This is a genomic window from Helicobacter himalayensis (genome assembly GCF_001602095.1).
GTDB lineage: Bacteria > Campylobacterota > Campylobacteria > Campylobacterales > Helicobacteraceae > Helicobacter_F > Helicobacter_F himalayensis.
On sequence record NZ_CP014991.1, the window covers coordinates 1133719 to 1158918 of the forward strand.

30 protein-coding genes and 1 tRNA gene are annotated in these 25200 nt (G+C 39.9%); 11 read left to right on the top strand and 20 right to left on the bottom strand.

The window, feature by feature from the left end:
• Positions 1-77 precede the first annotated feature (77 nt).
• The 9 genes from A3217_RS05510 (at position 78) to A3217_RS09365 (ending at position 6848) form a co-directional block, all read left to right on the top strand.
• Positions 78-1661 (top strand): NTP transferase domain-containing protein, encoded by a 1584-nt coding sequence (locus A3217_RS05510; protein ID WP_082807892.1) that lies wholly within the window; start codon positions 78-80, stop codon positions 1659-1661.
• Positions 1658-2068 carry a hypothetical protein gene (locus tag A3217_RS05515; RefSeq protein ID WP_066388770.1) on the top strand — a complete coding sequence of 137 codons (411 nt, stop codon included), beginning with the start codon at positions 1658-1660 and terminating at the stop codon, positions 2066-2068. Before A3217_RS05510 ends, A3217_RS05515 begins: the two co-directional genes overlap by 4 nt.
• 2 nt (positions 2069-2070) lie before the next feature.
• Positions 2071-3195, top strand: a complete 1125-nt coding sequence (locus A3217_RS05520) for a hypothetical protein (RefSeq protein ID WP_066388771.1) — start codon at positions 2071-2073, stop codon at positions 3193-3195.
• A 43-nt stretch (positions 3196-3238) separates the two neighbouring features.
• Positions 3239-3655 (top strand): hypothetical protein, encoded by a 417-nt coding sequence (locus A3217_RS05525; protein ID WP_066388772.1) that lies wholly within the window; start codon positions 3239-3241, stop codon positions 3653-3655.
• A gap of 86 nt (positions 3656-3741) precedes the next feature.
• A complete protein-coding gene (locus A3217_RS05530; protein ID WP_066388773.1) occupies positions 3742-4236 on the top strand; it encodes a hypothetical protein in 495 nt (164 codons plus the stop codon).
• Positions 4237-4313: 77 nt separating this feature from the next.
• Positions 4314-5108 (top strand): TerB family tellurite resistance protein, encoded by a 795-nt coding sequence (locus tag A3217_RS05535; protein ID WP_066388775.1) that lies wholly within the window; start codon positions 4314-4316, stop codon positions 5106-5108.
• 243 nt (positions 5109-5351) lie between these two features.
• Positions 5352-5846: a hypothetical protein gene (locus A3217_RS05540; RefSeq protein ID WP_066388776.1), complete on the top strand. Its 495-nt coding sequence runs from the start codon at positions 5352-5354 to the stop codon at positions 5844-5846.
• A gap of 133 nt (positions 5847-5979) precedes the next feature.
• The gene (locus tag A3217_RS09360) at positions 5980-6423 is read left to right on the top strand and encodes a hypothetical protein (RefSeq protein ID WP_231860205.1); all 444 of its coding nucleotides are present in this window, start codon (positions 5980-5982) and stop codon (positions 6421-6423) included.
• Complete coding sequence (locus A3217_RS09365; protein ID WP_231860206.1) at positions 6420-6848, top strand: class I SAM-dependent methyltransferase; 429 nt, start codon at positions 6420-6422, stop codon at positions 6846-6848. The genes A3217_RS09360 and A3217_RS09365 overlap by 4 nt, the downstream gene beginning before the upstream one ends.
• Positions 6849-7058: 210 nt before the next feature.
• On the opposite strand, the gene panC is transcribed toward A3217_RS09365, so the two are convergent.
• The 15 genes from panC to secG form a co-directional block, all read right to left on the bottom strand.
• Positions 7059-8003, bottom strand: coding sequence for a pantoate--beta-alanine ligase (gene panC / locus A3217_RS05550; RefSeq protein WP_082807894.1), 945 nt, complete (start codon positions 8001-8003; stop codon positions 7059-7061).
• 131 nt (positions 8004-8134) lie between these two features.
• Positions 8135-8479 (bottom strand): 50S ribosomal protein L20, encoded by a 345-nt coding sequence (gene rplT, locus A3217_RS05555; protein WP_066388777.1) that lies wholly within the window; start codon positions 8477-8479, stop codon positions 8135-8137.
• 87 nt (positions 8480-8566) lie between these two features.
• Positions 8567-8761, bottom strand: coding sequence for a 50S ribosomal protein L35 (rpmI, locus tag A3217_RS05560; protein WP_066388778.1), 195 nt, complete (start codon positions 8759-8761; stop codon positions 8567-8569).
• Between the two features lie 113 nt (positions 8762-8874).
• Positions 8875-9636, bottom strand: a complete 762-nt coding sequence (locus tag A3217_RS05565; RefSeq protein WP_066388779.1) for a tRNA1(Val) (adenine(37)-N6)-methyltransferase — start codon at positions 9634-9636, stop codon at positions 8875-8877.
• Positions 9618-10775 (bottom strand): bifunctional diaminohydroxyphosphoribosylaminopyrimidine deaminase/5-amino-6-(5-phosphoribosylamino)uracil reductase RibD, encoded by a 1158-nt coding sequence (gene ribD / locus A3217_RS05570; protein ID WP_066388780.1) that lies wholly within the window; start codon positions 10773-10775, stop codon positions 9618-9620. Before ribD ends, A3217_RS05565 begins: the two co-directional genes overlap by 19 nt.
• A 3-nt stretch (positions 10776-10778) precedes the next feature.
• A complete protein-coding gene (locus A3217_RS05575) occupies positions 10779-11333 on the bottom strand; it encodes an META domain-containing protein (protein ID WP_066388781.1) in 555 nt (184 codons plus the stop codon).
• Positions 11330-12091, bottom strand: a complete 762-nt coding sequence (murI, locus tag A3217_RS05580) for a glutamate racemase (protein ID WP_066388782.1) — start codon at positions 12089-12091, stop codon at positions 11330-11332. The genes A3217_RS05575 and murI overlap by 4 nt, the downstream gene beginning before the upstream one ends.
• 19 nt (positions 12092-12110) lie before the next feature.
• Positions 12111-13406: a transcription termination factor Rho gene (gene rho / locus A3217_RS05585; RefSeq protein ID WP_066388784.1), complete on the bottom strand. Its 1296-nt coding sequence runs from the start codon at positions 13404-13406 to the stop codon at positions 12111-12113.
• 99 nt (positions 13407-13505) lie between these two features.
• Positions 13506-14162 carry a response regulator gene (locus A3217_RS05590; RefSeq protein WP_066388785.1) on the bottom strand — a complete coding sequence of 219 codons (657 nt, stop codon included), beginning with the start codon at positions 14160-14162 and terminating at the stop codon, positions 13506-13508.
• The gene (locus tag A3217_RS05595; RefSeq protein WP_066388786.1) at positions 14113-15687 is read right to left on the bottom strand and encodes a sensor histidine kinase; all 1575 of its coding nucleotides are present in this window, start codon (positions 15685-15687) and stop codon (positions 14113-14115) included. The genes A3217_RS05590 and A3217_RS05595 overlap by 50 nt, the downstream gene beginning before the upstream one ends.
• 107 nt (positions 15688-15794) lie before the next feature.
• Entirely contained in the window at positions 15795-17201 is a 1407-nt protein-coding gene (locus tag A3217_RS05600; RefSeq protein WP_066388788.1) for a sigma-54-dependent transcriptional regulator, read from the bottom strand.
• A 200-nt stretch (positions 17202-17401) separates the two neighbouring features.
• Positions 17402-17932 (bottom strand): translation initiation factor IF-3, encoded by a 531-nt coding sequence (gene infC, locus A3217_RS05605; RefSeq protein WP_066388789.1) that lies wholly within the window; start codon positions 17930-17932, stop codon positions 17402-17404.
• Entirely contained in the window at positions 17929-19761 is a 1833-nt protein-coding gene (gene thrS / locus A3217_RS05610; protein ID WP_066388791.1) for a threonine--tRNA ligase, read from the bottom strand. The genes infC and thrS overlap by 4 nt, the downstream gene beginning before the upstream one ends.
• Positions 19762-19767: 6 nt before the next feature.
• The gene (gene frr, locus A3217_RS05615) at positions 19768-20334 is read right to left on the bottom strand and encodes a ribosome recycling factor (protein ID WP_066388793.1); all 567 of its coding nucleotides are present in this window, start codon (positions 20332-20334) and stop codon (positions 19768-19770) included.
• A gap of 18 nt (positions 20335-20352) precedes the next feature.
• Complete coding sequence (secG, locus tag A3217_RS05620; protein ID WP_066388795.1) at positions 20353-20739, bottom strand: preprotein translocase subunit SecG; 387 nt, start codon at positions 20737-20739, stop codon at positions 20353-20355.
• 196 nt (positions 20740-20935) lie between these two features.
• Here secG and A3217_RS05625 point away from each other — a divergent pair, with 196 nt between their 5' ends.
• Positions 20936-21493 carry a hypothetical protein gene (locus A3217_RS05625; RefSeq protein ID WP_066388796.1) on the top strand — a complete coding sequence of 186 codons (558 nt, stop codon included), beginning with the start codon at positions 20936-20938 and terminating at the stop codon, positions 21491-21493.
• On the opposite strand, the gene A3217_RS09370 is transcribed toward A3217_RS05625, so the two are convergent.
• The 5 genes from A3217_RS09370 to pgsA all read right to left on the bottom strand — a co-directional run bounded on the left by A3217_RS09370 (position 21462) and on the right by pgsA (position 24770).
• Entirely contained in the window at positions 21462-22028 is a 567-nt protein-coding gene (locus A3217_RS09370) for a tRNA 2-selenouridine(34) synthase MnmH (protein ID WP_066388797.1), read from the bottom strand. The genes A3217_RS05625 and A3217_RS09370 overlap by 32 nt on opposite strands.
• Positions 22029-22094: 66 nt before the next feature.
• Positions 22095-22466 (bottom strand): rhodanese-like domain-containing protein, encoded by a 372-nt coding sequence (locus A3217_RS09375; RefSeq protein WP_066388799.1) that lies wholly within the window; start codon positions 22464-22466, stop codon positions 22095-22097.
• Between the two features lie 27 nt (positions 22467-22493).
• Positions 22494-23003: an acyl-CoA thioesterase gene (locus tag A3217_RS05640; protein ID WP_066388800.1), complete on the bottom strand. Its 510-nt coding sequence runs from the start codon at positions 23001-23003 to the stop codon at positions 22494-22496.
• A gap of 50 nt (positions 23004-23053) precedes the next feature.
• Positions 23054-24223, bottom strand: a complete 1170-nt coding sequence (gene rseP, locus A3217_RS05645; protein ID WP_066388801.1) for an RIP metalloprotease RseP — start codon at positions 24221-24223, stop codon at positions 23054-23056.
• 1 nt (position 24224) lies between these two features.
• Positions 24225-24770, bottom strand: a complete 546-nt coding sequence (pgsA, locus tag A3217_RS05650; protein ID WP_066388803.1) for a CDP-diacylglycerol--glycerol-3-phosphate 3-phosphatidyltransferase — start codon at positions 24768-24770, stop codon at positions 24225-24227.
• 166 nt (positions 24771-24936) lie between these two features.
• Between pgsA and A3217_RS05655 the strand changes: the two genes are divergently transcribed.
• Positions 24937-25021, top strand: a tRNA-Leu gene (locus A3217_RS05655).
• The last annotated feature ends 179 nt before the right edge of the window (positions 25022-25200 follow it).

Sequence of the window (25200 nt, forward strand, 5' to 3'; positions counted from 1 at the left end):
ACTAATCAACATTTTTTAATTTTGCCTTAAGGGGGGGGGATATAATTGAAGCTTTAATTTTTCAAGCGAGATTTTCAATGCACCCACAAACTTTAGCGCAAAATATTTTACGACAAAACGTCACGCAACAAACGACACAAAACACTTTACAGCACATCATTATCCAAGCCGGTGGCAAAGGCACGAGATTAGAAGGACTTACTAAAAATAAGCCAAAATGCCTTGTGCCGTTTGAAAATCTACCTATTATTTTCCATCTTTTTACACATTTCCCGCACGCGCATTTCACAATCATTGCTGATTACAAAATCGAAGTACTTACAAAATACCTTGCAATCTTTGCTACGCGATATAATTACTCAATAATCCACCCGCAAAATGAGGGGACAATCTCTGGTATCAAAGAGGCAATCGCGCCTTTTAGCGACAATGAGCCTTTTATGATTATTTGGTGTGATTTGATTTTGTCAAGTGATTTTGCAATCCCACCATTGACGCAAAACTACATCGGAATCTCACAAAACTTTGAGTGTCGCTGGAGCTATGTAAATGGCGAGTGTAAAAAAGAGCCAAGCGTGCAAAATGGCATAGCCGGGCTTTTTATCTTTAAAAATAAAATCGAATTAGAAAATATTGCAGAATCTGGCGCGTTTGTGCGTTGGTTGCAGATTCAAAAAATCCCTTTTACCCCCTTGCCACTCACAAATTGTAAAGAAATTGGCACACTTCTTAGTTACAGCGATAACAATCCAACACCAATTTGTCGCCCATTTAATCATATAGAATTTAGAGGCAATGAAGTTATCAAAACGGCTATAAGCGAGCAAGGAGTGCAAATATCGCAAAAAGAAATTGCGTGGTATAAATTCGCACAAGCAAAAGGCTTTGAGAAAATCCCACAGATTCTAAGTTTTGAACCACTCACAATGAAGCGCGTGCAGGGCAAGAATATTTTTGAATATGATTGTTTATTGCCCTCACAACGCAAGGAGATTCTAAAAGAAATCCTAGATTCCCTTTTAGAGCTTCATAATCTAGCACCAAAAATCCCAGCAAATATGCAAGATGTAATGCAAACTTACATCACAAAGACTTTTGAGAGGATAGAAAAAGTGCAATCCCTTGTTGCCTTTGCAGAAAATGAGTTTATCAAAATCAATGGGCAGTATTACAAAAACATTCTTTTTGATAAGCAAAAAATTATTGATAAGATTCTGTCTTTCGCGCCGAGCGAGTTTTGCGTGATACACGGAGATTGCACTTTTTCAAATATCCTTTTTGATACTTTTAATATGAGGGCTATTTTAATTGACCCAAGGGGCTATTTTGGAGAAAGTCAGATTTTTGGCGATGCGGATTATGACTATGCTAAGGTGTATTACTCGCTAAGTGGGGATTATGACCAATTTAATCGTAAGAAATTTACCCTTGTAATAAAGGAAAATGAAGTGGATTTCGCTATTAAATCAAGCGCGTGGCAGGATTGCGAGGAATGGTTTTTTGAGTATTTGCAGTTAAATGGCGAACGTATAAATAGGGAGAAAATCGCGCTTTTACACGCGCTTATTTGGCTTGGACTTAGCACTTATGCGTGGGAAGATTATGATTCTATTTGTGGGGCATTTTACAATGGGATTATTAAGCTAAAGGGGATTTTATGAGTGGGGAAAATAGAGAATCTAGCGCGCTTAGACTATCAAGTTTGCCTAAAACTTGGCTTTTTGATATTGATGGCACGCTTGTAAAGCATAATGGCTTTTTAGAAAATGATGAAACTCTTTTAGCTGGTGTAAAAGAATTTTTTAAGAACTTGCCAAGTGAAGATATTGTGATTTTGCTCACAGCGCGAAAAACCTTCCAGATTCCAGCAATCACAAAGTTTTTGAAAGAAAATAATATTAGATTTCATCATATTATCGCGGATTTGCCTGTGGGCGAGCGGATTTTGATAAATGATTGCAAACCAGCAAATGAAAAGAATAAAAATGGCTTAAAAACCGCATACGCGATAAATACAAAACGCGATGAGGGGATAAGATTCACACTAGAAATTGATGAGGGGATATAAAAATGAAGCTAGAAGTTATAGAATTTTTACTTCAAAAAAATATCTACTATTTTTTTGCGCCATTTGGTATGGGAGATATTTATTTTCTCTATACAATTAAGGATACTTTACAAAACACCTTGAATAGCAAAATTATTTTTGTACTACAAGAAAGAGACATTGCCATAGCTGAACTTTTTGGAGATACTGAATTTATTGCGATACAAAACGACTCGTTTAGAACAAATGAAAATCTATTTTTGAGGCTACCAATTTGCGCTAAAAAACCCACGAAAGGTAAAATTTTTCCAGCTCACGCCTGTTTTATTCTTACAGAACATAAAATTCAAGCACCCTATTTACTTGGCATATACGAAACCTTTTTTAAATTGCCAAAAAATTACCACCCTACTATTCCTAAAAATCCACCAAAGCTAACCTCTGAACTTAAAATAAAACTAGAACAAATAGCACCATTAGAAAAAATAGTTTTTTATTTACCTGAATCAAACAGCTTAGAATGCTTACCACAATATATTTTCATTAGAGATATGGAGCTGCTACAAAAAGAAGGCTACAAAATAATAATCAATACAACAAATCAAAGCTATAACTACGAAGGAACATATAATCTCAATTTAAGCTTAAGAGATGCAATCGCAGTTGCATTAAATGTGGGTAGAGTAATTGCCATACGCTCTGGATTTTGTGATTTGGTAGGCTACAATGCAAAAAACCTGCGCGTTTATTATCCATCTGGAAGCCTCAAGTTTAACTCCTTGTTAGCAAATAAAGTCAGCTGTAATGCAGAAGAAATAATATTTTGTTCATCATCAATAGCAGATAAGCATTTACCCTATAAAATTGGCGAACTTTTACTTGCCTATCAATACAGACGGATATCGTTCCTTAAGTGTTCAAGAAGGATTTACAGGGCTTATAAACAATCTTTAAATACACAACCCACAGATTACCCCACAGACTTAATAGAATCTACCTCATACCAACTCGGTTTAGCATTTATAAACAACAATGGCAATCTTGCGCGTTATTGGTATTTTGGCTTTATATTAAGATTTTGCACCACTAAAAATCATAAGTTTTTTATAAGAAATGACAAAATGAATCCAATAACAACAAAAAAATGAGAACATTGACTTTGTTTGCACAAAAAATCTTAAAGGAGAAAAAATGGATTTACAAGAACTCATAAAGCAACTAAGAAAGGATACATATTATTTAGATATGCGTCATATCTATGGAGGGATAGGAGATACCTATATGTTATTAAGCATATCTCAGGATGAGGCGCAAAAAGCTCTTGGCGCACCGATAGTGTTTATAATAGACAAAAAAAGAGAAATGCTTTTTAGGCTTTTTGAAAAAGATAATTATCTTGTTTGCGAGGATTTGATATTTAACAACACATATTTACCAAAACTTGATTTTGTATCCAAAAAACCCACTCTTGGTAAAATCGCACCAACCAACCCCTACCAAATCACCAAAAAATATAAACTCAAAACCCATTTATTTACTCTCTACACAAGGCTTCTTGGCTTGCCAGATTCTACAATACCACTCCCCCCCCCACTTATCCTACGCTAAATCCTAAGCTTAAAGTCCATATTGAAAAAATAGCACCATTAGACAAAATACTTTTTTACTTACCAGAATCCAACACAAGTCCTCGCTTGCCTTATTGTATCTTTGCTAGAGATGTTGCACTTTATAAAGATCTGGGCTATACCATTATTGTCAATGCCCCTAAAGAATCTTATTTTCACAAAGACACCTTTAGATTTGATTTAACCCTTGAACAAGCTATTGCACTTGGAGGAAGCGCAGGTAAGGTTATTTCTGTACGCTCAGGACTCTGCGATATTATTGCACGAGAAGCAAAAGATATGCAAGTGTATTATCCACACGAGCAGTATTTGCAAATTTGCAGTCTAAAATTCTTAGGCCCACAAATACAAGTCAAAGAGATTATCATAGATTCTTTAGAATTTTTAGCCCAAAGCAATACAGATTCGCAAACGGCACTTTTTGGTGAGCTAAAAAATTTCAATAAGCTAAGTGCAAGACGTCTTAAAAAATTCTCTCTTGGAGTTGGCATTCTTTCAATCTTTCAAAGCATAATCCTTGTGATAATTTTATTTGTATTGATTCTAAAAAATCCCCTTTGACATTTAACTTCCCTATATAATTTTTCGCTAAAATACGCGCCTATCAATCACAACTAATTAGCAAAATGGAGAAAGATATGGAGGTTGTTTTATTGCTTATTGGCGCGGGTGTGGCGTATTTTTTGTATATCACATTGCAAGATTATTTGAAAAATCCACTACACCAACAAAGCTTCGCGCAACCGGTGAAAAATCAAAATGTGCCACAGGTAAATTTTATCGAAGACGAGCAAAATCGCCTGCAAAATAGAATCAAAGAAAGCGAATATGGCTTGCTTTGCGCGATTTTGGGGGCATTTGCCAAAAGTGATGGGAAGGTGTGCGAGCAAGAGGAGATTCTTATTGAAGATATGATTGATGAAATGCTTAAAGACCCAAAAAGTGCGAAGCTCACAAAAGAATCTTTGCTAGAAATCTACCAAAATACTAACGCTCGGGATCTTGAAATGCTTTGTGAATCTTTCACAAACGTCACAAAAGGCGAGTATAAAAAGCGCTTGAAAGTCGTAGAATTCCTTTTTGTGCTGGCTTATGCTGATGGCGAATTCGCGCAGGAGGAAAAAGATATGCTTATTGACATTGCGGCATTTTTCGAGCTAAGCAATGAGGATTTCAACAGGCTGTATAATGAGTTTGAAGCATTGCACGAGCAAAAAGAGACATTAAGCAAAGAAAAGGCGTTGGAGCTTTTCAACTTAAAGCAAGACTACACACAAGATGAACTGCACGCGCGCTATGTCGAGCTAACAAAGGCAAAAAAAGGCAATATCTTAGGAAATAAAAATATGGGAAAATCCCTGCTAGATGGGGGCGCAAAGGATTTACGCGAGATTGAGGAGGCATATAAAATATTACAAGCACAATCCGCGTAAGTGCGGAAAATACAAACCTGCAAGATAAAATCAAAGAATTCGAGTTACGCACAAAGCTAACCCTCACTCATCCCCCTTGCGTGGTGAAAGACCAAGTTTAGAGAATCTAAAAATTGAGAAATGAAAGCAAAAAGATTTTTACAGGATTCTAAAAAGTCAATTTTTTAGCCCTAAAACCACATTAGGAATGTTTTTTGCTGGCTACTTAAGAGAATCTTTTAAGAAGTCCAGGAGTTTTTGTCAATGAATGTAGATTCTATGAATTATCTCAACACGCTTTACAAACAAGAGACCTACAACCAAAGTCTGCCAAACACCCCACGCGGGGAAGTGCAAGACTTCCAATCACAGCAAATTAAGCCACTCACTGAAGTTTCACAACAACAAACACTTAAAGATATTTCAGAGATTCCCACTGCACCAGAGATTAAAGATTATTTCGAAGCCTCCTCAATGCTAAAAAAATCCCTTGAAATCCGCGAAGATGTGCTAGGCGCATTTAACTCAAAACAAAGCTTTGATAATCTCGCTGATACGCTCAAAATGAGCGGACTTATTGATTACGCAGAGCTTAGTGCGATGCGCTATTTGCGCGATAATTCCCAAAAACTCAGCTTTGATGAGTTTGAAAAAATCGCTTCAAATGATGTGCAAAATCTCCAACTCAAGGGCTTACTAAGCAGTGTCGTGCATAAGCTCCACTATATCGATGCCATCAATGGCGGGATAATGGCATAAGTTCAATTGAACCTAGCGAATTAAGTGAGCTTAAAGGCATTAAACGAGAAAATTTTGTTCTACATCTTAAAGAATGTGAATATTAAGATTAGTAAGAAATAATCCGTCGCACTTTAAATTTTAAGGAGAAAAAATGAAATGTTACTTATGTGGTTCAACCAAACATCACAAAAGAGAGGGTAAAGTTAGGGATAATCCCTCTATAAAAATTCTTGAATGCGATGAATGCGGATTAGTTTTTTTGGATATTCAAAACACAAGTGAGGAATTTTACAAACAAGGCAATATGCACAATCAAACAGAAGTTTATCAGCTCACAGGACGCACAGATTTTATTAATGATATGTGGAGTTTCAACAAAGCAAGACTTGATTTTTGTCTGAATTACATTATCAACAAAGATATTTTAGATTTTGGAAGTGGCTATGCGGGATTCTTAATCCAAGCAAAAGAATTTGCAAAAAGTGTTGCAGGCGTAGAGCTAGAATGGCAAGTTGCTCCTATTTATAAGCAATACAATATCCCTTTAATAAGGAATCTAGTGAATATTGGGGGGGGGGGGCAGAATACGATGTGATTACTGCCTTTCATGTGATTGAACATCTACAGGATCCTATTGCGATTCTACAACAACTTGCTTCCTTGCTTAAAGAAAATGGAAAAATGATAATAGAAGTTCCAAACGCAAATGACGCCTTACTGACTGTTTATCAAAATAAAGCATTTCAAGAATTTACCTATTGGAGTCCTCATCTCTATCTTTATAATCCCCATACTCTAAGAAAACTAGGAGAACGAGCCAAATTAAAAGTAGAATTTGTTAAAGGAATCCAAAGATATCCTTTATCCAACACTCTTTATTGGCTATCTCAAGGGAAACCTGCTGGACAAAAGATTTGGGGAAATTTTCTTGATAATAAGATTCTACAAGAATCCTATGAATCCTCACTTGCTTCACTTGGAGCAACCGACACTTTGATTGCTTTATTCTCAAAAACCTAAATCCTTTGCCTCAAGATTCTTTGCAAGGGTAGTTGCACCTTTAGTCCAAGTTTTAACTCATAAGATGCACCTAGAATCTAAAAGATATTTCGTTTTCGCTCAATATGACAAATGCTTTAAGTTATTCTTTAAATCCCGCTCTAGTTGTGCAAGTGATGGTGTGCTATAAGCTTTGCACAATCTTGCCTTGATGTTTGTATTTAAAATGGCTTAATACCAAAAATTATCCAAAAGTCGCGTGCTCCCAACACGCACACTTAGCAAAAAAATGCTGTTGTCTTTTTGCAAAGATTCTAAACGTCTTAAATTCCTATCAAAAAACTTCGCGTAAAAAATATGCGTGGTTTTTAGATTTTCCCTCGCTATGCTTTCAAGTGTTGAGATATTATGCACGCCTTGAGCGATTTTTTCCTGCAAAAGCTCTATGGTGCGCGGGATACAAAGGGCGATTTCACGCTCACTTTGACTTAGATAAATATTGCGCGAACTAAGCGCCAAACCATCAAAATCACGCACAATAGGACAAGGCACAATCTCAAGTGGCAGAAAAAAATCTCTCACCATTTTTTGAATGATTAGCACTTGCTGTGCGTCCTTTTTACCAAAATATGCACGCGTAGGGCGCATAAGATTAAAAAGTTTCAACACCACCTGCAACACACCGCTAAAATGCGTAGAGCGATCAAACCCCTCCAGCACATAGCCCATTACTTTTGGTGGCAAAAGCCCCACTTCATCAAGCCCGCTTTGATTAGCACTTTGAGCCATATCTGCATACAACGTTTCAACACTCGGAGCAAAAACTGCGCCAACCCCCGCTTCCTTGCAAACTTGCAAATCAGAATCTAGCGTGCGTGGATAGCTCGTAAAGTCCTCTCCTGCGCCAAATTGCGTAGGATTGACAAAAATACTTACAATCGTGCAAAAATCGCGCTTTCTAGATTCCATAATCAAACTTTTATGCCCATTATGAAGTGCGCCCATTGTCGGCACTAAGCCTACACTTTCAAATACAGCGCAGGATTGCGCCTCTTTGAGTGCTTTGGATTTTTCAGACGCGTTTTGAGTGAAATTTTGTGCGAAATTTTCAAACCCTAAAGATTGTATATGTGCCCTATATTGCTTTAATTCCTCTGCTGTGCGTAAAACTTCCATAGTATTTCCTTGATTTATTTTATTGTAGATTGTAGCTAAAAATGCAAAAGTAATTAAAAAGTGGCTAATCTAGAAAGGATTCCAAACTCTGCGGATAAGGTGCAAAGTTTAGAATCTATATTAAGAAAATTTTAGAGTTTCACGCTTTTGAGCACTTTTTCAAATGCTTTGCTATCATTCATCGCCATATCTGCAAGCACTTTGCGATCTAGTTGAATATCTGCAACCTTAAGCGCGTGCATAAATCTCGAGTAGCTCACGCCATGAATCCTGCACGCCGCGTTAATGCGTGTAATCCACAATCGCCTAAAATCGCGCTTCTTGCGTTTCCTATCGCGAAACGCATAGCAAAGACTGCGCTCTAGTTGTTCTTTTGCCTTTCTAAAATGCTTTCTACGTCCGCTGTAAAAGCCTCGCGCGAGCTTTAGAATCTTTTTGTGTCGTCTTCTTCTGACAACGCCTGTTTTTACTCTCATTTTTTCTCCTTTACCTTTTTTATTTTTAGGTGTGAGCGTTACGCTCGCTTGCCCTTGTCAGCAAAACCGCAAGGGGAGGTAGATTCCTTACGCCATACAAAGTAGGTTTTTTACAGAATCAACATTACTGCTATGAACATATTTTGACGCGTTAAGATGCGCTTTGCGCTTAGGGCTTTTCTTTGTCAAAATATGACTTTTGAAAGCACTGCCGCGCTTGATTGCGTTTTTTTTCAATTTAAAACGCTTTGCCGCGCCACGATTTGTCTTCATCTTTGGCATTGTCATTCTCCTTTCATAAATTTAGCGCTTAAAACGCGCACTGCGCCTACATAAAGCTTTTGTAGAAACTTTTTGACACAAACAAGAAGCGCGCATTCTAGCGCGTTGTAGCTTTATGTTTGCTTTAAATCATCTAGCCCAATCGCGCTAGATTCTATCTTTATGCTTTTTGTCCTTGCCCATTCATACACCGCCTTGAGTTCTGACGTATTATCCTGCTGATTTGGGCTATTGTGCGTAAAAAGTGGGGGCAAGAGATTAAGCGCGCCTTTATAGTCAATCTTTGCTTGCAACAAAAGAAGGTTCGCATTGCGATTTGCAAGCGGATACACAAAGCGCGCATTTTGGGCACAAAATCCAGCTTTAAAAAGCTCATAAAAAAGCCTCCCACTCTCCCTTGCATCATAGCAAAGCACGAGATTCCCACGTGGTTTTAGCAAACGTTTAATGTGTTTAAAAAACAAATCTAGCGGCATAGAATCCTGCACACGCGCGAGATTCTTACGTTCATTTGGGCTTTTTAAAATCCCGATGTTGTAAAATGGTGGGTTGCTTATCACAAAGTCAAAAAGTGTGGGCGCAGCAAAATCAAAAATATTGCAATTATGCACCAACGCATTTTTTGCAAAATCCGTGTTTTGCGCATTTTTGCGTGCCAAAAAACAAGCTTTTTGCTCAAGCTCCACCATCTCAAGCGTGCAGTCTCCCACTTCACGCGCGCACAAAAGCCCCAAAATCCCACAACCCGCGCCAATATCTAAAAGGCGCATTCTTGGCTTCAAAAACTCCCGTGCAAAAAAGGCAAGCAAAAGGCTATCGGTGTTGTAGCAGTAGCCATCGCTTAATTGATAGAGGCTTAAGAGTTTGTGAGCCATAGGCTTAAATCCTCGCCTTTTTGCTGTGTGAAAGCAAAGCTAAAGCGCGCTAGTGCGTCATTGTGGCTAGATACAGAATCTAAAATGCGAGACTGCGTAAAATCTGCCATTTGTGGCAAAACATTTGACAAAAAATTTGGTGCAAGTTGGATTAAAAGCATATCGATATGATTTTTTAAACTTTCTAATAGCGGGAATCCGCCCTCAATAATGCTAAAACCTTTTATCAAACTAAGCTCTTTAATATCCTCACACACACGCACATCACGCTCCTTTATATTTTCATTTTGCAAGGGGTTAAAACTTTTGCGCGTGAGTATTTCAATCTTTGGCAAATGCGTTTTGTCAAAAGGCACGCTGGCAAAGCGACAATCAAGCCTTGGTAAATCATACAAAAAAGTTTTCCCTGAAACAATGATACGCTCGCACACACTACGCTGATTGTGTGTAAAATTACGTGCACTTTGGCTTGAGATTTGCCCACTTTTGTAATCGCCATTTAAACGCATTGCAAGCTTAAAAAGCCTAAAAGCGCCATTTTGAGAAAAGCGCAAAAATGGTAACAATAGCGCCCACGCCTCTTTTTCACACACGCCACTTACTACTTCAATACCACACTTTTGCAGCCTTTGCGCACCACCTTGCGCGGACTTAGATTCTAAATGCGCAATTACCACGCGTCTAACCTGCAAAGATTCTATTAATTGCGCGCAAGGCGGGGTTTTGCCAAAATGATTGCAAGGCTCTAAGCTCACATACAAGCTGCATTGTGCAAAAAGCCCACGCGCTTGCGCTTTCAAAAACTCGTGCAGTGCGTGACTTTGCTCGCTCAAAGGAAGCAAAAAAAGAGAATCTAGCGCGCGGATTTTATCCTCTTTTTTCTGCATTTTCCATAAGGTGCGCGCAGCATTTGCAAAGGCATACACCTCCGCGTGCGCGCCCCCTGCTTTCTTATGCGCACCAACGCCTAAGATTCCATACTGCGTGGAATAGAGCAATGCGCCAACGCTTGGATTTGGCAAGCATAATGTTTGAAATTCCCACGCGTGCGCGATTGCGCTTTTCATCAATAGAGAATCTAGCACTTCTTGCGGAGATTTAGTGCTAGTTTCAAAACTTTTATCAGCTAAAAAGCTCATTTTTCACTCCTGTGGTAATGCGTCCATTTCAAATGCTTCTGCGCCATTTTGGGTGAGAAAATACGCCTTAAAGCGATTAAAGAATACGATGATTTCTTTAGAATCCTTGCGCTTAAACAAATCTGGGTTAGTGATTTGCTGGTAAGGCGTGAGCGTTTTTAGGTATTCCTCAAGGCTTGCAATGATAAATTCACCCTCCAAATTACGCAAAAATTCAAATTCAAAATACATCAGCTCCTCATCGTGACAAAGCTTGCGCGTGTAGGTTTTGCGTGAAATAGAAATATTTTTTTCCCCAAATTCAAAAGTCGCTGCATAGTTGTTACAGCCGGTGTTACCAAAGATTCTGTGTTGGGCGATATCAAAGGTGAGAAGCGCGCCTTTTTGTATCCGAAATGCGCGCTCATTGATACTTAGGCGCTTCACTTCCCATTCTCTAGTAGAGAGTGTGTTTGCGAGTGTGTTTATTTGCGCACCACAGCCGACAAAAACAAACAAAGCCACCAATAAAAACAAAAAATGATTTTCACACAGACTACTTAATAAAGTGGTTTTCATAGCACTTGATAATCTTTACCCAGCCAAAGCCTAGCGGTATTTTTAAGCGCTTCAATGGCATCACTTGCATAAAATTCTAGATTCTCTAAAGGCTGGTTTTGCACTAAGTTATATTTTGTCTGTATATACTGCGCGATTGCCTCCCCGCTGTGGATAAGCAAGGTTTGATTTCCAAAATAATTTTTCAAAGAATCTGCAATAAGCGGAAAATGTGTGCAACCCAAAATAAGTGCCCTTGGCGGTGTAATGATATTTTTAAAATAATATTCAAAGAGCGCTTCTAATGGCATACCGCTAAAAATCCCCTCCTCCACAAATGGCACAAAAAGCCCTGTGGCAAGGCTTTGTATATTTTTAAAGCCGATATTTTGCAACTTTGTAGCATAGAGGTTTGAGTGTATTGTGGCTTTTGTGGCGATGACTAGGATTTGAGAATCTTTGTCTTTTATCTTATTGTCCGTAGCGATGACACCGGGCGTAATCACGCCAATGACAGGAAAACTCGCGCGTTTTTTAAGAGAATCTAGCGCATACGCACTCGCAGTATTGCACGCAATGACAAGCATATCCACGCTTTGGGCTTGAAAAAATTCAAGCGCTTCAAGGCAAAAGCGCACAATCGTCTCCTTATCCTTGCTCCCATAAGGCACGCGCGCGGTGTCGCCATAATACACAATCGAGCTAAAAAGCCTCGCATCAAGCAAACTTTTTAAAACGCTAAGCCCGCCAACTCCGCTATCAAACACCCCCACTTTCAATGGCTAATCCCCTAGATTCTCACTCTTGCGGATTCATCGCGTTTAAAAATTCTTCATTGTTTTCTGTCTGCTTCATTTTAGAATACACAAAACTCAACGCCTCAATGTCATCCATTTGGTGCATCACATTGCGCAACGCCCACACTTTTGCAAGCTTATCTTTGCCAAGCAGTAGCTCATCTTTGCGCGTGCCAGATTTCAAAATATCAAATGCAGGATAGATTCTCCTATCTGCAATATTGCGCGCTAGTACAATTTCACTATTCCCTGTGCCTTTAAATTCCTCAAAAATCACTTCGTCCATTCTTGAGCCTGTGTCAATAAGTGCAGTGGCGATAATCGTCAAGCTTCCGCCCTGCTCGATATTACGCGCTGCACCAAAAAAACGTTTTGGCTTGTGCAAGGCATTTGCATCAACGCCACCACTTAGCACCTTCCCACTTGAGGGCGTTGCAGCATTATACGCACGCGCAAGACGCGTGATAGAATCTAGCAAAATCACAACATCTTTTCCCATCTCAACCTTTCTTTTCGCCCCTTCAATCACAAGCTCAGCTACGCGGATATGATTTGTCGCTGGCAGGTCAAAAGTCGAGCTAAACACCTGCCCCTTGACACTGCGCTCCATATCTGTAACCTCCTCTGGGCGCTCATCTACAAGCAAAACGATGAGTTCTACTTCGGGGTGGTTTTTAGAGATTCCGTGTGCGAGCTCTTTCATAAGCTCGGTTTTCCCTGTTCGTGGGGGTGCGACAATGAGCGCGCGCTGTCCCTTGCCAATGGGGGAAAACAAATCAAGCATTCTGCCTGTGACCTTATCTGATTGGTATTCGAGTTTAAGCTGTTCTATGGGAAAAAGTGGTGTGAGATTATCAAAAAGTGGGCGATTTTTAATCTCATCAAGCGAGATGAAATTTACCGCTTCGATTTTAAGTAACGCATAGTAACGCTCTTGGTCCTTTGGTGGGCGCACTTGCCCGATGACAATATCACCATTTCTTAGGGCAAAACGACGTATTTGGCTTTGAGAGACATAGGTGTCATTTTGGCTATTGCTAAAGCTTTTTTCCGTAGCGCGCAAGAATCCGTGTCCTTCGCTCATAATCTCCAAAGTGCCTGTAAAAAGGATATAACCACCTTGAGAGACTTGTGTTTTAAGAATCTCAAAAATCAAATCCTGTCGTAAATATTCTTGCGGATTCTCAATCCCAAGCCCCTTGCCAATTTCAATAAGCTTGCCAACAGACTTGCTTTTTAAATCCTCTAGCTTATAGCCATCAACAGGCGTGTGTGTTCTGGTTTTCTCTGCTGCCATTTGATTCCTTAGATTAATGAAGTATAGGGAAGTGTGTGCGGTTTTGGTTAAAAAAGCGCGATTATAGGCAATCTTTGCTTAAATGCAAGTTAATACACGCTAAGATTTGCTCGGCACAAAATCCGGGTGGAATTGATAGACTTTATTTTTTATCTTGATGAGAATCCCAGTATCAAGAAGTTGCTTAAAGGTTTTTACAATTGTTGGTTTGCTGACATTCAGCCTGTGTAAAATATCCTCATACGAACCATAAAAAGTGTTGTTCTCATCGCAATGCTCGATAAGAAACTTAATAATCTCGATTTTTTTCCCACCCACAAAGGTAGAAATCGCATTAATAAGCAGATTCTGTGCTTTTATCTCTTGGGCTTGGAGGAATGGCAAAATCGCCTTTTGCATACTTTTCAATAGAGAATCTAAATTGATTGGCTTCACCACATAGCCATCGACTTTTTGCTCGATTGCCTCAAGGAGATATTTTATTTCTGTGTGTGCGGAAATGATGATTATGGGGGTGTTTGAGCGCTCTGAAGCGCGGATAAAATGCGTAAGCTCTAGCCCACTCATTTTTGGCATCAAAATATCTGTCACCACAAGATCAATTTTATGTTTTCTAAATAATCGCCACGCCTCACGCCCATTTTTTGCCACAAAAAGATTCCCCACATAATCTTCTAGCAGCATAGCAGTAAGCTTTAGCGTCTCGCTATCGTCCTCTGCATACAACACATTTAAATCTTTGAGGCATTGGTTCATTGAGTTTATCTTCCTTAATGTCATTTTGTTTATATGGGATAATGATGTTAAAAAGCGCACCATTATAGGTTTTTCCGTCTAAAAACTCAATATTTTGCACACCCATTGCACCATAAAACTGCTTTTCAATAATCTGCTTTGCCATATAAAGCCCAATTCCTATCCCGGCAGCTTTGTGCTTTGTGGTGAAATAAGGCTCAAAAATCTTATTAATATCTTCTAGTAAAATCCCGCCTGCATTGTCCCTCACGCGGATACATAGGCTTTCGTCATTATCGCTTGGGCAAGTGTGTATGCTTATTTGGATATGTCGCAGATTTTTTGCCACTTTGCGGATTCTAAACGCATCAATGGCGTTGTTTAAAAGCACCAAAAGCACTTGCGTGAAGGCATTTTCATACCCCAATACTTCATAATCCCCGCGTATGTCTAAATCCACCTTGATACTATCATCATCTAGCACACTTTTAATAAGCTCTAAAGAATCTAAAATCGCCTTGTTGATACTAAAATGGATTTTTTCTTTATTTGGGCGAAAAAAACTACTAAAGCTTTCAATAGTCTCTGACATATTTTTTGCGATTTTTAGCCCCAACTGCGTTTGAGATTCAATAAACGCAGAATCTAACTTGCCTGCCTTAAACTTACTTTGAAAGCTTTGTATGAGCAAGGTTAGTGCGTTGAGTGGCTGACGCCATTGGTGTGCGATATTATGTATCATTTCACCCATCGACGCAAGGCGCGCTTGCTGATAGATGAGCAAGTCTTTTTGGCTATTTTGCTCGACCTCATACTCGATTGATTTTTGCAAATTTGTATTGAGAATCTGCAACTCATTGGTTTTTTGCGCCACAAGGATTTCTAGGGAATTATACGCGTTATTAATAGAATCCGTAATCGTCTTTGAGAACATAAAAAAGAGGCTCGCTAGCAACAATACAAAAAATCCAAGCAGCATAAGACTGCTTTTATAGATTGAATCGCTCACTTCCTTATTGAGACTTGAAAGTTCAATATCAATATGCAAAAGCTTTAAAAAAAGCTTGGTGTGCTCTTTTGACATATGCGCACTAAGGATAGAATCTATCTCTTGTAAAAGTGCGCTTTGCTCGGCTTTGAGCATTAAGATTTTTGCGCGCAAGTCTCGCAAAAAAAGATTTTGATATGTTTGCTTAATAATGTGCAAAAACCTATGCACGTTATCTTGCGTCTGCAGATTCTCTGTGTATTCTTCCCATAAAAGGCGGATTTGGGCTAGCTCCTGTGTTGTGCTACTTTGCGCATCGCTTTGCTTAGAATCCGCATTCCGCAACGCATCTTCATAAAGCGAATTTATCTCATTAATAGAAAACACGCTAAATTTTTGACTTGGATAATTGCTGTCATAATCTGCCTTTAACCCCGCCAACGCCAAAAATCCAGTAAATGAGCAGAGCAAAAAAATACCAACAATAATATAGAGCAAAATCTCATTTTTTGTCTGTATAGAAGTGGTTTGAAGTTTTTGGGTTATACGCGCAAACATTTTATTCCTTGTAAGTTGCATCATAAGACGCTCAAATCTCACCCGTCTTGGTTTAAGCCACCTTTGGAATGATAGTAAAAATTGCGTTTTGCACTTAAAGCTATGCTTTATAAAAGCCCATATTGCGTGAGTTTTTGACGCAGAACTTTTAAATCCATACCCAGCAAATCGCTTGCTTTTTGCGCGTCATTGCCCACTTCTTGCAAAGTGCGTGAGAGTAGCTCTTTTTCTAAGCTTGCGAGGGAATGTGCATTTGCGCTAAAAGCAGCATTAAAAACGCGCTCTTTGCTCTGCAAAGCCAAATCCGCCACATCAATAATCTCACCATCACTCAAAATCACCGCGCGCTCAATCACACTTAAAAGTTCTCTAATATTTCCGGGCCAGCTGTATTCAAGGAGCTTTGCCTCAGCATCTTTGCTTAAGGTTTTTGACGCAAAGCCATAATTTGCGGTGGTTTGGGAAAGTTTATTGCGCGCAATGCCTAAAATCTCGTCCTTGCGCTCGCTTAGCGGGGGGATAAAAATAGGGATAGTCTGCAAGCGGAAAAATAAATCCTCTCTAAAAGTGCCATTAGCAATTTTTTGCGCAATATTAGCGTTTGTGGCAGATATAAAGCGCACATTGATTGGGATTTTTTTAGAACTACCAAGCCTTGTGAGGCTTTTTTCTTGTATCACGCGTAGAAGCTTTGCTTGCAGGCTGGAGGGCATTTCACCGATTTCATCTAAAAACACACTACCACCATTGGCATCTTCTAAGATTCCGGGCTTTGAAGCTGTGGCGTCTGTAAATGCGCCTTTTTCGTAGCCAAAAAGTTCAGATTCTAGCAAATGTTCGGGGATTGCCGCCATATTTAACGCAATAAAAGGCTTTTGAGCGCGCGGAGAATGCTGGTGAATAAAGTTTGCAAAGACATCTTTACCCACCCCACTTTGTCCCATCAAAAACACGCTCGCATCAGTTGGCGCAACTTTTTTTGCGATTTTTAACACCTCTTGCAAGGCTGGGGAAGTGGGCGCACTTTTGCCTTTAGATTCTGCAGAATCTAGCTGGGTGGCGACATTTACAGAGTTGAAATCATTTGGTTGATTTGCTTGCTTTTTAACAGAATCTGCACGCGAGGTTTGAATCTTTGCGCGGACATTCTGCTCTTTTTGTATGCGCTCAAGCGTGCTTACAAGCTCTTCAAAATCAAAGCCCTTAATCAAAAAATCCTTCACGCCTAAGCGTATCGCGCCGATGGCATTTTGCACGGAAGCATTCCCGGTGATAACGATTGTTTTATACTCGTAGCGCATTTGGTTTTGTAACTCGCGCAAAAACTCTAAACCGTCCATTTTAGGCATATTAATATCAGTAATAATCACATCAAAAGGTTGAGAATCTTGCAGGGCTTTGAGCGCCTCGATGGCATTTTTAAAGCCGATGGCTTCATATTGTGGATAGCTTTTAAAGCCTAACTCAAGGGCTTTGCGGTAGTTTATATCATCTTCGACATAGCAGATTCTCATAGTATCTTATTCCTTTTTGGATTATATCATCTCGCGGAAAAATCCCGCTTCGCCTCCGCTCCCTGCTTCTTTTTTTATCACTCACAAGAGCAGAGTTCTTGCGAGCTTTGCTTTAGCTTTAGCTTTATTGCACTTCGCGCGCACTCGGTATTTTTTAGTTGCTTAGAATCTTGGAATTCTCTAATATTAAAAATTTCAATCTACTTTGTCGTGGCTTTTTTAGGCACATAAAGCACGTTTAAATAGCGCCCCTCTAACTTTGGCTCTTTTTCAGCTACGGCGACTTCTTCAAGCATTGGCGCAACTTTACGCAGTGTATCCATACCCGCATCAGGGATACTAAGCTCGCGCTGTTTCAAAAACACCTTGAAACGCACATGCTTGCCATTTTTCAAAAATTCAATCGCGTGCTTGACTTTATAATTAATATCATTTTGCGCAATTTGGGTGGAAAGTTTGATTTCTTTAATCTCGATTTGCTTTTGCTTTTTCTTTGCTTCTTTTTGGCGCTTTTCTTGGTGATAGCGGAATTTGCCATAGTCCATAATCTTACATACCGGCGGCTTGGCATTTGGCGAGATAAGCACCAAGTCCAAATCCTTTTGCACAGCTAGTTCAAGCGCTTCTCTTGAGCTTATCACGCCAAAAACTTCACCATTATCACCCACGCAACGCACTTCTTTAAGGTTTATCTCCTCATTTAACAACACTTCGTCTTTATTTTCTTTCAAAAGCTGACCTCACTTAATTTGATTTGTAACATTTGTATAAACTCCTCCTCACTTAGGCTGTATTGCTCGCGCTTTGTCCTATCGCGCACCGCGAGAATCTTGCTTGTAACTTCTTGCTCGCCGATGACAATAATGAGCGGAATATGCTGTTTTTCTGCAGTGCGGATTCTCTTTGAAAGCGTTTCGTTTTTGTCTAAAATTTCCACATAAGCGCCACTTTGCGCGCTAATGCGCTGGCGCAAGCTCTTTGCATATGCGCTCTGAGCCTCACCGATAGGGATAAGGCATATCTGCGTAGGCGCGATGAAAAGCGGAAACTCGCCAGCAAAATGCTCTGTCAAAATTGCAATAAAACGCTCAAAACTCCCCAAAATCGCGCGATGTATCATAATGGGCGTTTGAGGCTGATTATGTTCATCTGTGTAGCTTAATTCAAAACGTTCAGGCAGATTCATATCAATTTGTATCGTGCCACACTGCCATTTGCGCTTGAGCGCATCTGTTATTTTTATATCAATCTTTGGTCCATAAAATGCGCCACCGCCTTCATCGACTTTGTAGGCGATATTGTTTTCCTTTAGCGCGCTTTTGAGCGCATTTGTCGCACTTTCCCAAATTTCATCACTCCCAATTGATTTCTGTGGGCGGGTGGAAAGCTCCATTTCATAGCTGAAATTAAACGCCTCCATAATGCTTTTTGTAAAATCAATGATTTGGTTAATCTCGTTTTTGATCTGCTCTGGCGTGCAAAAAATATGCGCATCATCTTGGGTAAATTCCCTCACGCGCAAAAGCCCGTGCAACACACCACTTTTTTCGTGTCGATGCACCACGCCATATTCATAAAAGCGCAAAGGCAACTCGCGGTAGCTTCGTGGCGAGCTTTGATAGACCTTGATATGCCCAACACAATTCATAGGTTTAATGCCATATTCCACTTCATCAATGGTTGTAAAATACATATTTTCCTTATAGTTTGCGTAATGCCCACTTTTTTTCCACACTTCACTTTTGAGAATCTCAGGTCCGCGCACGGGCTCATACTCGCGCTTAATAAGGGCTTTGGTAAGTAAAGATTCTATATTTCTACGTAGCCTCGCACCCTTTGGCAGCCATAAAGGTAGCCCTGCGCCGATTTCCTCATCAAAGCTAAAAAGCCCCATACTCACAGCCAATTTCCTATGATCACGCTTTTTAGCTTCTTGTATTTGGATAAGATAATCATTAAGCGATTGCTTATCGGCAAAGGCGATGCCATAGATTCTCTGCAACATTTGAGCTTTTTCGTCCCCACCAAGATACGCCCCAGCGATTTTGGTAAGCTTAAAATGCTCTAAAAAGCGCGTATTTGGCAAATGTGGTCCTCGGCATAAATCTTCAAAATCACCTTGCGTATAAAAGCTAAAGGTATCGCCTTCAATTCTGCTCATCACCGCGAGTTTAAGCGCGTCATTTGCAAACTTTTGCTCGGCGTTTTTTCGCGTGGTAGAGTATTTGGCTATCTCATAGCCACACTTTGCAATTTCTTTCATTTTAGATTCTATCTTTGGAAAGTCATCTTCACTAATTTTCTCACTCGTTTGAAAATCATAATAAAAGCCTTCTTCTACCACCGGTCCAACAAAAAATTGCGCGTCTTTGTAAAGTGCTTTGATTGCTTGAGCGAGCAAATGCGCGCAAGAATGGCGGAGGATAAAAAGCGCGGATTCTGAATTATCAAAATAAATCGGCTCACTATTTGACGCGTTTTCTAAGCTATTTTCCTGCAAAGTCTGTAAATCATAAATCTTGCCATCAATCTTTTTCCCAATAAGTTCATTTTTACTCATAGATTCTTAAACCTTTAAAATCTCATCTTCTTTTGCCTTGAGTGCGTCATCGATCTTTTTCACGAAATCATCTGTGTGCTTTTGAACATTCTCATGCGCCTTTTTGCAAGCATCCTCTGTGATGGTCTTTGCTTTTTCAAGTTTTTTTAGCGCGTTATTAGAATCTTGCCTAATATTTCGCACCGCTACGCGCCCTTTTTCTGCCATAGCTTTGGCTTCTTTGGCGATTTCTACGCGTTGCTCTTTTGTCATTGGTGGGAAGTTTAGACGGATAGATTCTCCATCGTTATTTGGTGTCGCGCCGATATTTGCTTCCTGCAAAGCGCGCTCAATTGCCTTTAATAAACCCTTATCCCACGGCGTTATGACAAGCGTTGAAGCATCTTGCACGACAATAGAGCTCATTTGTGAAAGCGGTGTTGGCGTCTCGTAATAATCCGCTTTAATAGAATCCACGCGCGCGGTGGATACACGCCCGCTACGCAACGCGCTAAAGTCTTTTTTTAGCGCATTAAGCGACTTTTCCATACTCTCTTGTGTGCGTTTAAGAATCTGCGAAATTTCATCACTCATACAACTTCCTTTGAAAAATTATTGTGGCTGCGCTTGCGTGCTAGCGCTATTTAGGGCGTCATCTGCGGGTGTATTTTCAGCTGGCACTAAAGGAGAATCCGGCATTGCAAAAGGGTTTTCAGCCGGTGTTACTTGTAAGCCGTTTTGTGCGCCACTTTGAATAGAATCCGTAAGACTTGTTTGTTTGTTGTAAAGGTAGCCAAGCGCAATGGTATTTACCAAAAAAAGCAAGCCTAAAAATATAGTGGCTTTTGCCAAAAATCCCGCAGGACCTTTCGCGCCAAACATACTTTCATTACTTCCACTATACGCACCAAGTCCGAGGCTTGAGCTTTTTTGCAAAAGCACCATAATGGTGATTAAAAACACTAAAACAATCTGAACTATAAGCAAAATAAACGCCATAAATTTCTCCGCTAAAAAAATTAAGAAGCGCGATTATAGCAAAAGAAATGTTAAATCCAGCCAAAAAATTTAAGAGAAACTTTACGCCTTAAATCCTTAAAACTTGCGCCTTTAAAGATTTAAGAATTAATTTCATAATTGCTTCACAAACATTTGCCACAATACGCTTTTGATTTCAAAAAGCAAGGAATCTGCGATGAAAAAATTCAAATTCGACAAGCAACTTTGGATGAAAATCCATCTCTACTTAAGCATATTTTTCTTTCCTGTGGCGCTTATCTATGTGCTTACAGGTGCTCTGTATATCTTGGAAATACGCGAGAATGCCGATGCTACAACGCACACCATCACGCTAGATTCTCTCCCTCAAAAAGGGCAAGAGCGGGAATTCATCCTCAATCTCTTGGAGACGCATAGTCTCAAAACCCCAAGTAACACGCAAGTGCGTATGATGAAAGGCACACCAACAATGGGAAATATCAAATACAGCGTAAGCATCACCAAAGATAAAGATGGCACAAATATCCTACGCACGACAGATAGGGGCTTGTATGGAATCTTGCTTTTGATGCACAAGGCGAAGGGCAAATTTTATTTTGATATTATCGCGGTGGCTTTTGCAATTAGTATGATTATTTTTTATCTCTCCGGGCTTATTATGACTTCATTTTGCAAAAAATATCAAAAAAGTGCGCTTTGGACTTTTGTAGCTGGACTTGGGATTACTGCGCTGGCGGTATATTTGAGCATTTAACCATAACTTCTTTTATTTGCTTCAATGCAAAATCTAAATCACTAGAATCCACCTCATACGCGTGAGATTCTATGCGATAGACTTTGTCATAATAGCGCGTGATGAGAATCTCTGCCACGCATTCTAAATCCCCTCTTTCATATGCACTCTTTGCTTGAAGCCAAAAATCCTTCCGCATAAAAGGTGCGATTTTCTGCATTGCTTGATTGAAAAACACAGAATCTATGGCACTATAAACTTTCGCAATGCGCTTGATACGTAGCTCAAGTGGCGCGCTTACAAGGATTTTCACGCCATTTTGATAGGCATTATACAGCGCATTTGGTAGCACGAGCGCGCCTAGCTTTTTACTCTCCCCTTCAACCAACACCTGCATATTTTTTAGCTCTTTTAATCGTGTAAAAAGGAGATTTTCAAACATTCCCACACTTGGTTGCATGCCTAAAATCCCCCCAAAGCTTGAGCCTAAATGTTTAGCAAAAGATTCTATATCAAGGGAATTTTTAAAGCGCGCAATAAGCTCACTTTTCCACAACCCGTGGGACCGATAAGCGTAAAAAATGACATTTTAGGGGGCTTTGCTAGAGTGCTTAAAACCTCGTTACGATAGGCTTTGTATCCGTTTTTCAAACGCAATGTACGAAAGCCAATATTTTGTAAAATGCTCTGCAATGAAAGGCTGCGCATACCGCCACGCGCGCAGTGGATTCCGATGATTTTTGCGGGGGGTTATCTGTAGAGATTCTAGCTGCGGCAAGAATCTAGCGATATTTTCACAAATAAGGCTCGCACCTAACATTTTTGCGCTAAAGGGATTTTGCTTATACAACGTGCCAATTCTATGACGTTGCACATCATTCAAAACCGCGAGATTGAGCGCATTTGGGATATGAGAAAGCGCATACTCGCTAGGGGAGCGCACATCGATGATAATATCAGATTCTGCTAAAAACTCCTGCGCGCTAACTAGCATACAAAATCTACAACTCTTAGTAAAACTTTAGCGCAAATCCTGCTGTGTTGCATTATTTTGTATAGTTTGGAAATTCCGCACATTTTCCTTTCGCGTGCCTTTGCGTTGCAATGCGGCTTCATAGCGGCGGATTTCCATAGGCGTTTTTGGCGTAAATGGCGGAATTGGCTTTTTCTCGCCGGTTTTTGTATCAATGGCTACCATCGTAAAATAGCAAGTATTGCAATGCGTAACAAAGCGATTCTTAATATCCTCGCTAATGACTTTTATCCCAACCTCGCAACTTGTCTTGCCGACATAATTCACGCTCGCAAGAAAAATCATAAGCGAACCGATAGGGATAGGGTGTTTAAAGATAAGATTATCCACACTCAAAGTCACCACGCCGTGCCCACAATAGCGCGTGGCGCAAGTGTAGGCGACTTGGTCAAGCAATTTCATCAATTCTCCCCCATGCACCACACCGCTAAAATTCGCCAAATTCGGACTTGCAAGAATACTCATCGTGAGCGATCTTGTGTCAAATACATCTTCCATAACTCACCTCTTTTGCTATTAAAATAAGTATCAATTATGCACTTGATAGGTTAATAAAGAAGCCTTGTCATATCATTAAAAAGCCCCAAAAGCATAATCGCAACAATAAACGCCAACCCCAACAAGCTAAGAAGTCGCAAAATGCGCTCGTTTGGCTCTTTGCGCGTTAGCATTTCATACAACACAAAAAGAATCTGTCCGCCATCAAGGAGGGGGATTGGCAAAAGATTAATAAGCCCAAGATTGATTGAAAGAAGTGCGCAAAAGCCAAAAAACACCACCAAATCGCTTTGAGCGATATGGCTAAGTGTGCCTGTCATACCCACCACGCCACTCACTTCACGCACGCTCACCACGCCACTTGCAAGCTTTGCAATACTTTGGGCTATGAAATGCGTAGATTCTAAAGTCTTGCGCCATGCGATTTGCAAGGATTGCAAAAGTGAGAAATCAAGCACTTCTGCTTTTTGCGTGGCGTAGATTCCGATGAATGCTTGCGTTTGTGGTTCTTTAAACATGTTTTGCCCTTGCCTGAAAAATGGTGTGATAAAAAGTTCTATTGTTTGAGAATCTACATTGCTAGATTCTATATTTTCAGAATCTCGTTGAATGAGGAATTTTAACGCACTTAAAGAGCTATGCTTTTGCAATGCGTTGCTAATATCCTGCCATAAAAAAATATTTTCATTTTCAATTTTTATAATCCTATCGCCGGTTAAGATTCCGGCTTTTTGTGCTGGTGAATCTTCTTGCAAACCCCCAACCACAGGTGCTAAACCAACTGCACCATTAAAGCAGATTCCAAAATAGAGCAAAAATCCAAGCAAAAGATTAAAAACAGGACCGCCAAGCAGCACCAAAAGTCGCACAATAGGCGATTTGCTTTCATAAGAATCTAAACTTTGTGTGTGTGGGGATTTTGAAATATGTTTGGCTTCTGAAGTGGATTCCAAAGCGCGCGGAGTTTCTAAGGTTTGCGAAAATTGCGAAGTTCGAGAATCCGCGCTATATTCCAAACCCTTTAGCTTCACATAGCCACCAAGCGGAATGAGTGAGAGCGCATACTGCGTGCCTTTGTGGGTGAAGGTGCAAAGCTTTTTACCAAAACCAATGCTAAACACCTCAACGCCAATCCCACACAAACGCGCGATGAGAAAATGCCCCAACTCGTGGAATAGCACAAGAAAGCAAAGCGCGATGAGCGCGAGAGCTAGCCCCAAGCTAGTCCTTTAGCGTTTTGTAGTATTTTATCGTGTATTCAACGCCAGAATACAACGTTAAAAATGTCGCAAACCACAGCAAAACCTCGCCACCGGGGAAAAAATCCGCTAATAAAAAGGCAATTGCAGCAATTTGCGCACCGGTTTTGTATTTGCCAGCTTGCGAGGCGGCGACGCTTTTCCCACTGCTCGCCACCACCACGCGCAAACCTGTGATAAAAAATTCCCTGCTTAAAATCAAAAATACCGCCCACGCATTTGCTCTCTCTAGCACAAGCAATGCAATAAAGGCTGAGAGAATAAGCATTTTGTCCGCTAATGGGTCAAAAACCTCACCAAAAAGGGACTTGAAGTTGTATTCTCGCGCGATATAGCCATCAAAAAAATCTGTCAAACTCGCAATACAAAAAATAAGACAGGCAAAATAATTCACCCACGAAAAATCCATATATACAGGGAAAATCAGCTCATAATGCAACACAAAAAAAAGTAGCAAAATCGCTAACATAATACGAGAAATGCTTAGAATATTAGGCACATAGCGCAAACAAAATCCTTAAGAATGAAATTAGACAAAATGTTTGGATTATAGCTCAAAATTGTATCTTTTGTGCAACTAATTTTTGGAGCAAGATAAATGGAAATTAAGGCAATTTTAACCTTAAATTTGTATAATTGTGCCTTTTTATGACGTTGATTTATAAAGTAGTTATGCGGAAGTGGCGAAACTGGCAGACGCACTAGACTTAGGATCTAGCGCCGCAAGGCATGGAGGTTCAAGTCCTCTCTTCCGCACCACTTTCTACACTAGATTTAGTATCCTCTTGCAAAATCCTTAAGCTTCACTTTTATTTGAAAATCTCAACCTTTCATCTTGCAACATCTCTAAAATTAGCTTTTGCCCACCGCTTCATTGTTGTAAAACCTCGCATTGCTTTCTAAACAATGCTATTCTTATAAAAAAGTCTAGCTAAGAA

What these genes read in the sequence shown, in the direction of transcription:
- A3217_RS05515 (WP_066388770.1), top strand. Translation starts at nt 1,658, where the DNA reads ATGAGTGGGGAAAATAGAGAATCTAGCGCGCTTAGACTATCAAGTTTG.
- A3217_RS09375 (WP_066388799.1), bottom strand. Translation starts at nt 22,466, where the DNA reads ATGCTAGTTAGCGCGCAGGAGTTTTTAGCAGAATCTGATATTATCATC.
- A3217_RS05595 (WP_066388786.1), bottom strand. Translation starts at nt 15,687, where the DNA reads ATGTTTGCGCGTATAACCCAAAAACTTCAAACCACTTCTATACAGACA.
- A3217_RS05625 (WP_066388796.1), top strand. Translation starts at nt 20,936, where the DNA reads ATGAAAAAATTCAAATTCGACAAGCAACTTTGGATGAAAATCCATCTC.
- rpmI (WP_066388778.1), bottom strand. Translation starts at nt 8,761, where the DNA reads ATGCCAAAGATGAAGACAAATCGTGGCGCGGCAAAGCGTTTTAAATTG.
- A3217_RS05565 (WP_066388779.1), bottom strand. Translation starts at nt 9,636, where the DNA reads ATGGCTCACAAACTCTTAAGCCTCTATCAATTAAGCGATGGCTACTGC.
- A3217_RS09360 (WP_231860205.1), top strand. Translation starts at nt 5,980, where the DNA reads ATGAAATGTTACTTATGTGGTTCAACCAAACATCACAAAAGAGAGGGT.
- ribD (WP_066388780.1), bottom strand. Translation starts at nt 10,775, where the DNA reads ATGAGCTTTTTAGCTGATAAAAGTTTTGAAACTAGCACTAAATCTCCG.
- rplT (WP_066388777.1), bottom strand. Translation starts at nt 8,479, where the DNA reads ATGAGAGTAAAAACAGGCGTTGTCAGAAGAAGACGACACAAAAAGATT.
- A3217_RS05535 (WP_066388775.1), top strand. Translation starts at nt 4,314, where the DNA reads ATGGAGGTTGTTTTATTGCTTATTGGCGCGGGTGTGGCGTATTTTTTG.
- A3217_RS05590 (WP_066388785.1), bottom strand. Translation starts at nt 14,162, where the DNA reads ATGAACCAATGCCTCAAAGATTTAAATGTGTTGTATGCAGAGGACGAT.
- A3217_RS05640 (WP_066388800.1), bottom strand. Translation starts at nt 23,003, where the DNA reads ATGGAAGATGTATTTGACACAAGATCGCTCACGATGAGTATTCTTGCA.
- rho (WP_066388784.1), bottom strand. Translation starts at nt 13,406, where the DNA reads ATGGCAGCAGAGAAAACCAGAACACACACGCCTGTTGATGGCTATAAG.
- A3217_RS05520 (WP_066388771.1), top strand. Translation starts at nt 2,071, where the DNA reads ATGAAGCTAGAAGTTATAGAATTTTTACTTCAAAAAAATATCTACTAT.
- A3217_RS05510 (WP_082807892.1), top strand. Translation starts at nt 78, where the DNA reads ATGCACCCACAAACTTTAGCGCAAAATATTTTACGACAAAACGTCACG.
- thrS (WP_066388791.1), bottom strand. Translation starts at nt 19,761, where the DNA reads ATGAGTAAAAATGAACTTATTGGGAAAAAGATTGATGGCAAGATTTAT.
- secG (WP_066388795.1), bottom strand. Translation starts at nt 20,739, where the DNA reads ATGGCGTTTATTTTGCTTATAGTTCAGATTGTTTTAGTGTTTTTAATC.
- panC (WP_082807894.1), bottom strand. Translation starts at nt 8,003, where the DNA reads ATGGAAGTTTTACGCACAGCAGAGGAATTAAAGCAATATAGGGCACAT.
- A3217_RS05600 (WP_066388788.1), bottom strand. Translation starts at nt 17,201, where the DNA reads ATGAGAATCTGCTATGTCGAAGATGATATAAACTACCGCAAAGCCCTT.
- A3217_RS05540 (WP_066388776.1), top strand. Translation starts at nt 5,352, where the DNA reads ATGAATGTAGATTCTATGAATTATCTCAACACGCTTTACAAACAAGAG.
- A3217_RS05525 (WP_066388772.1), top strand. Translation starts at nt 3,239, where the DNA reads ATGGATTTACAAGAACTCATAAAGCAACTAAGAAAGGATACATATTAT.
- frr (WP_066388793.1), bottom strand. Translation starts at nt 20,334, where the DNA reads ATGAGTGATGAAATTTCGCAGATTCTTAAACGCACACAAGAGAGTATG.
- A3217_RS05575 (WP_066388781.1), bottom strand. Translation starts at nt 11,333, where the DNA reads ATGAAAACCACTTTATTAAGTAGTCTGTGTGAAAATCATTTTTTGTTT.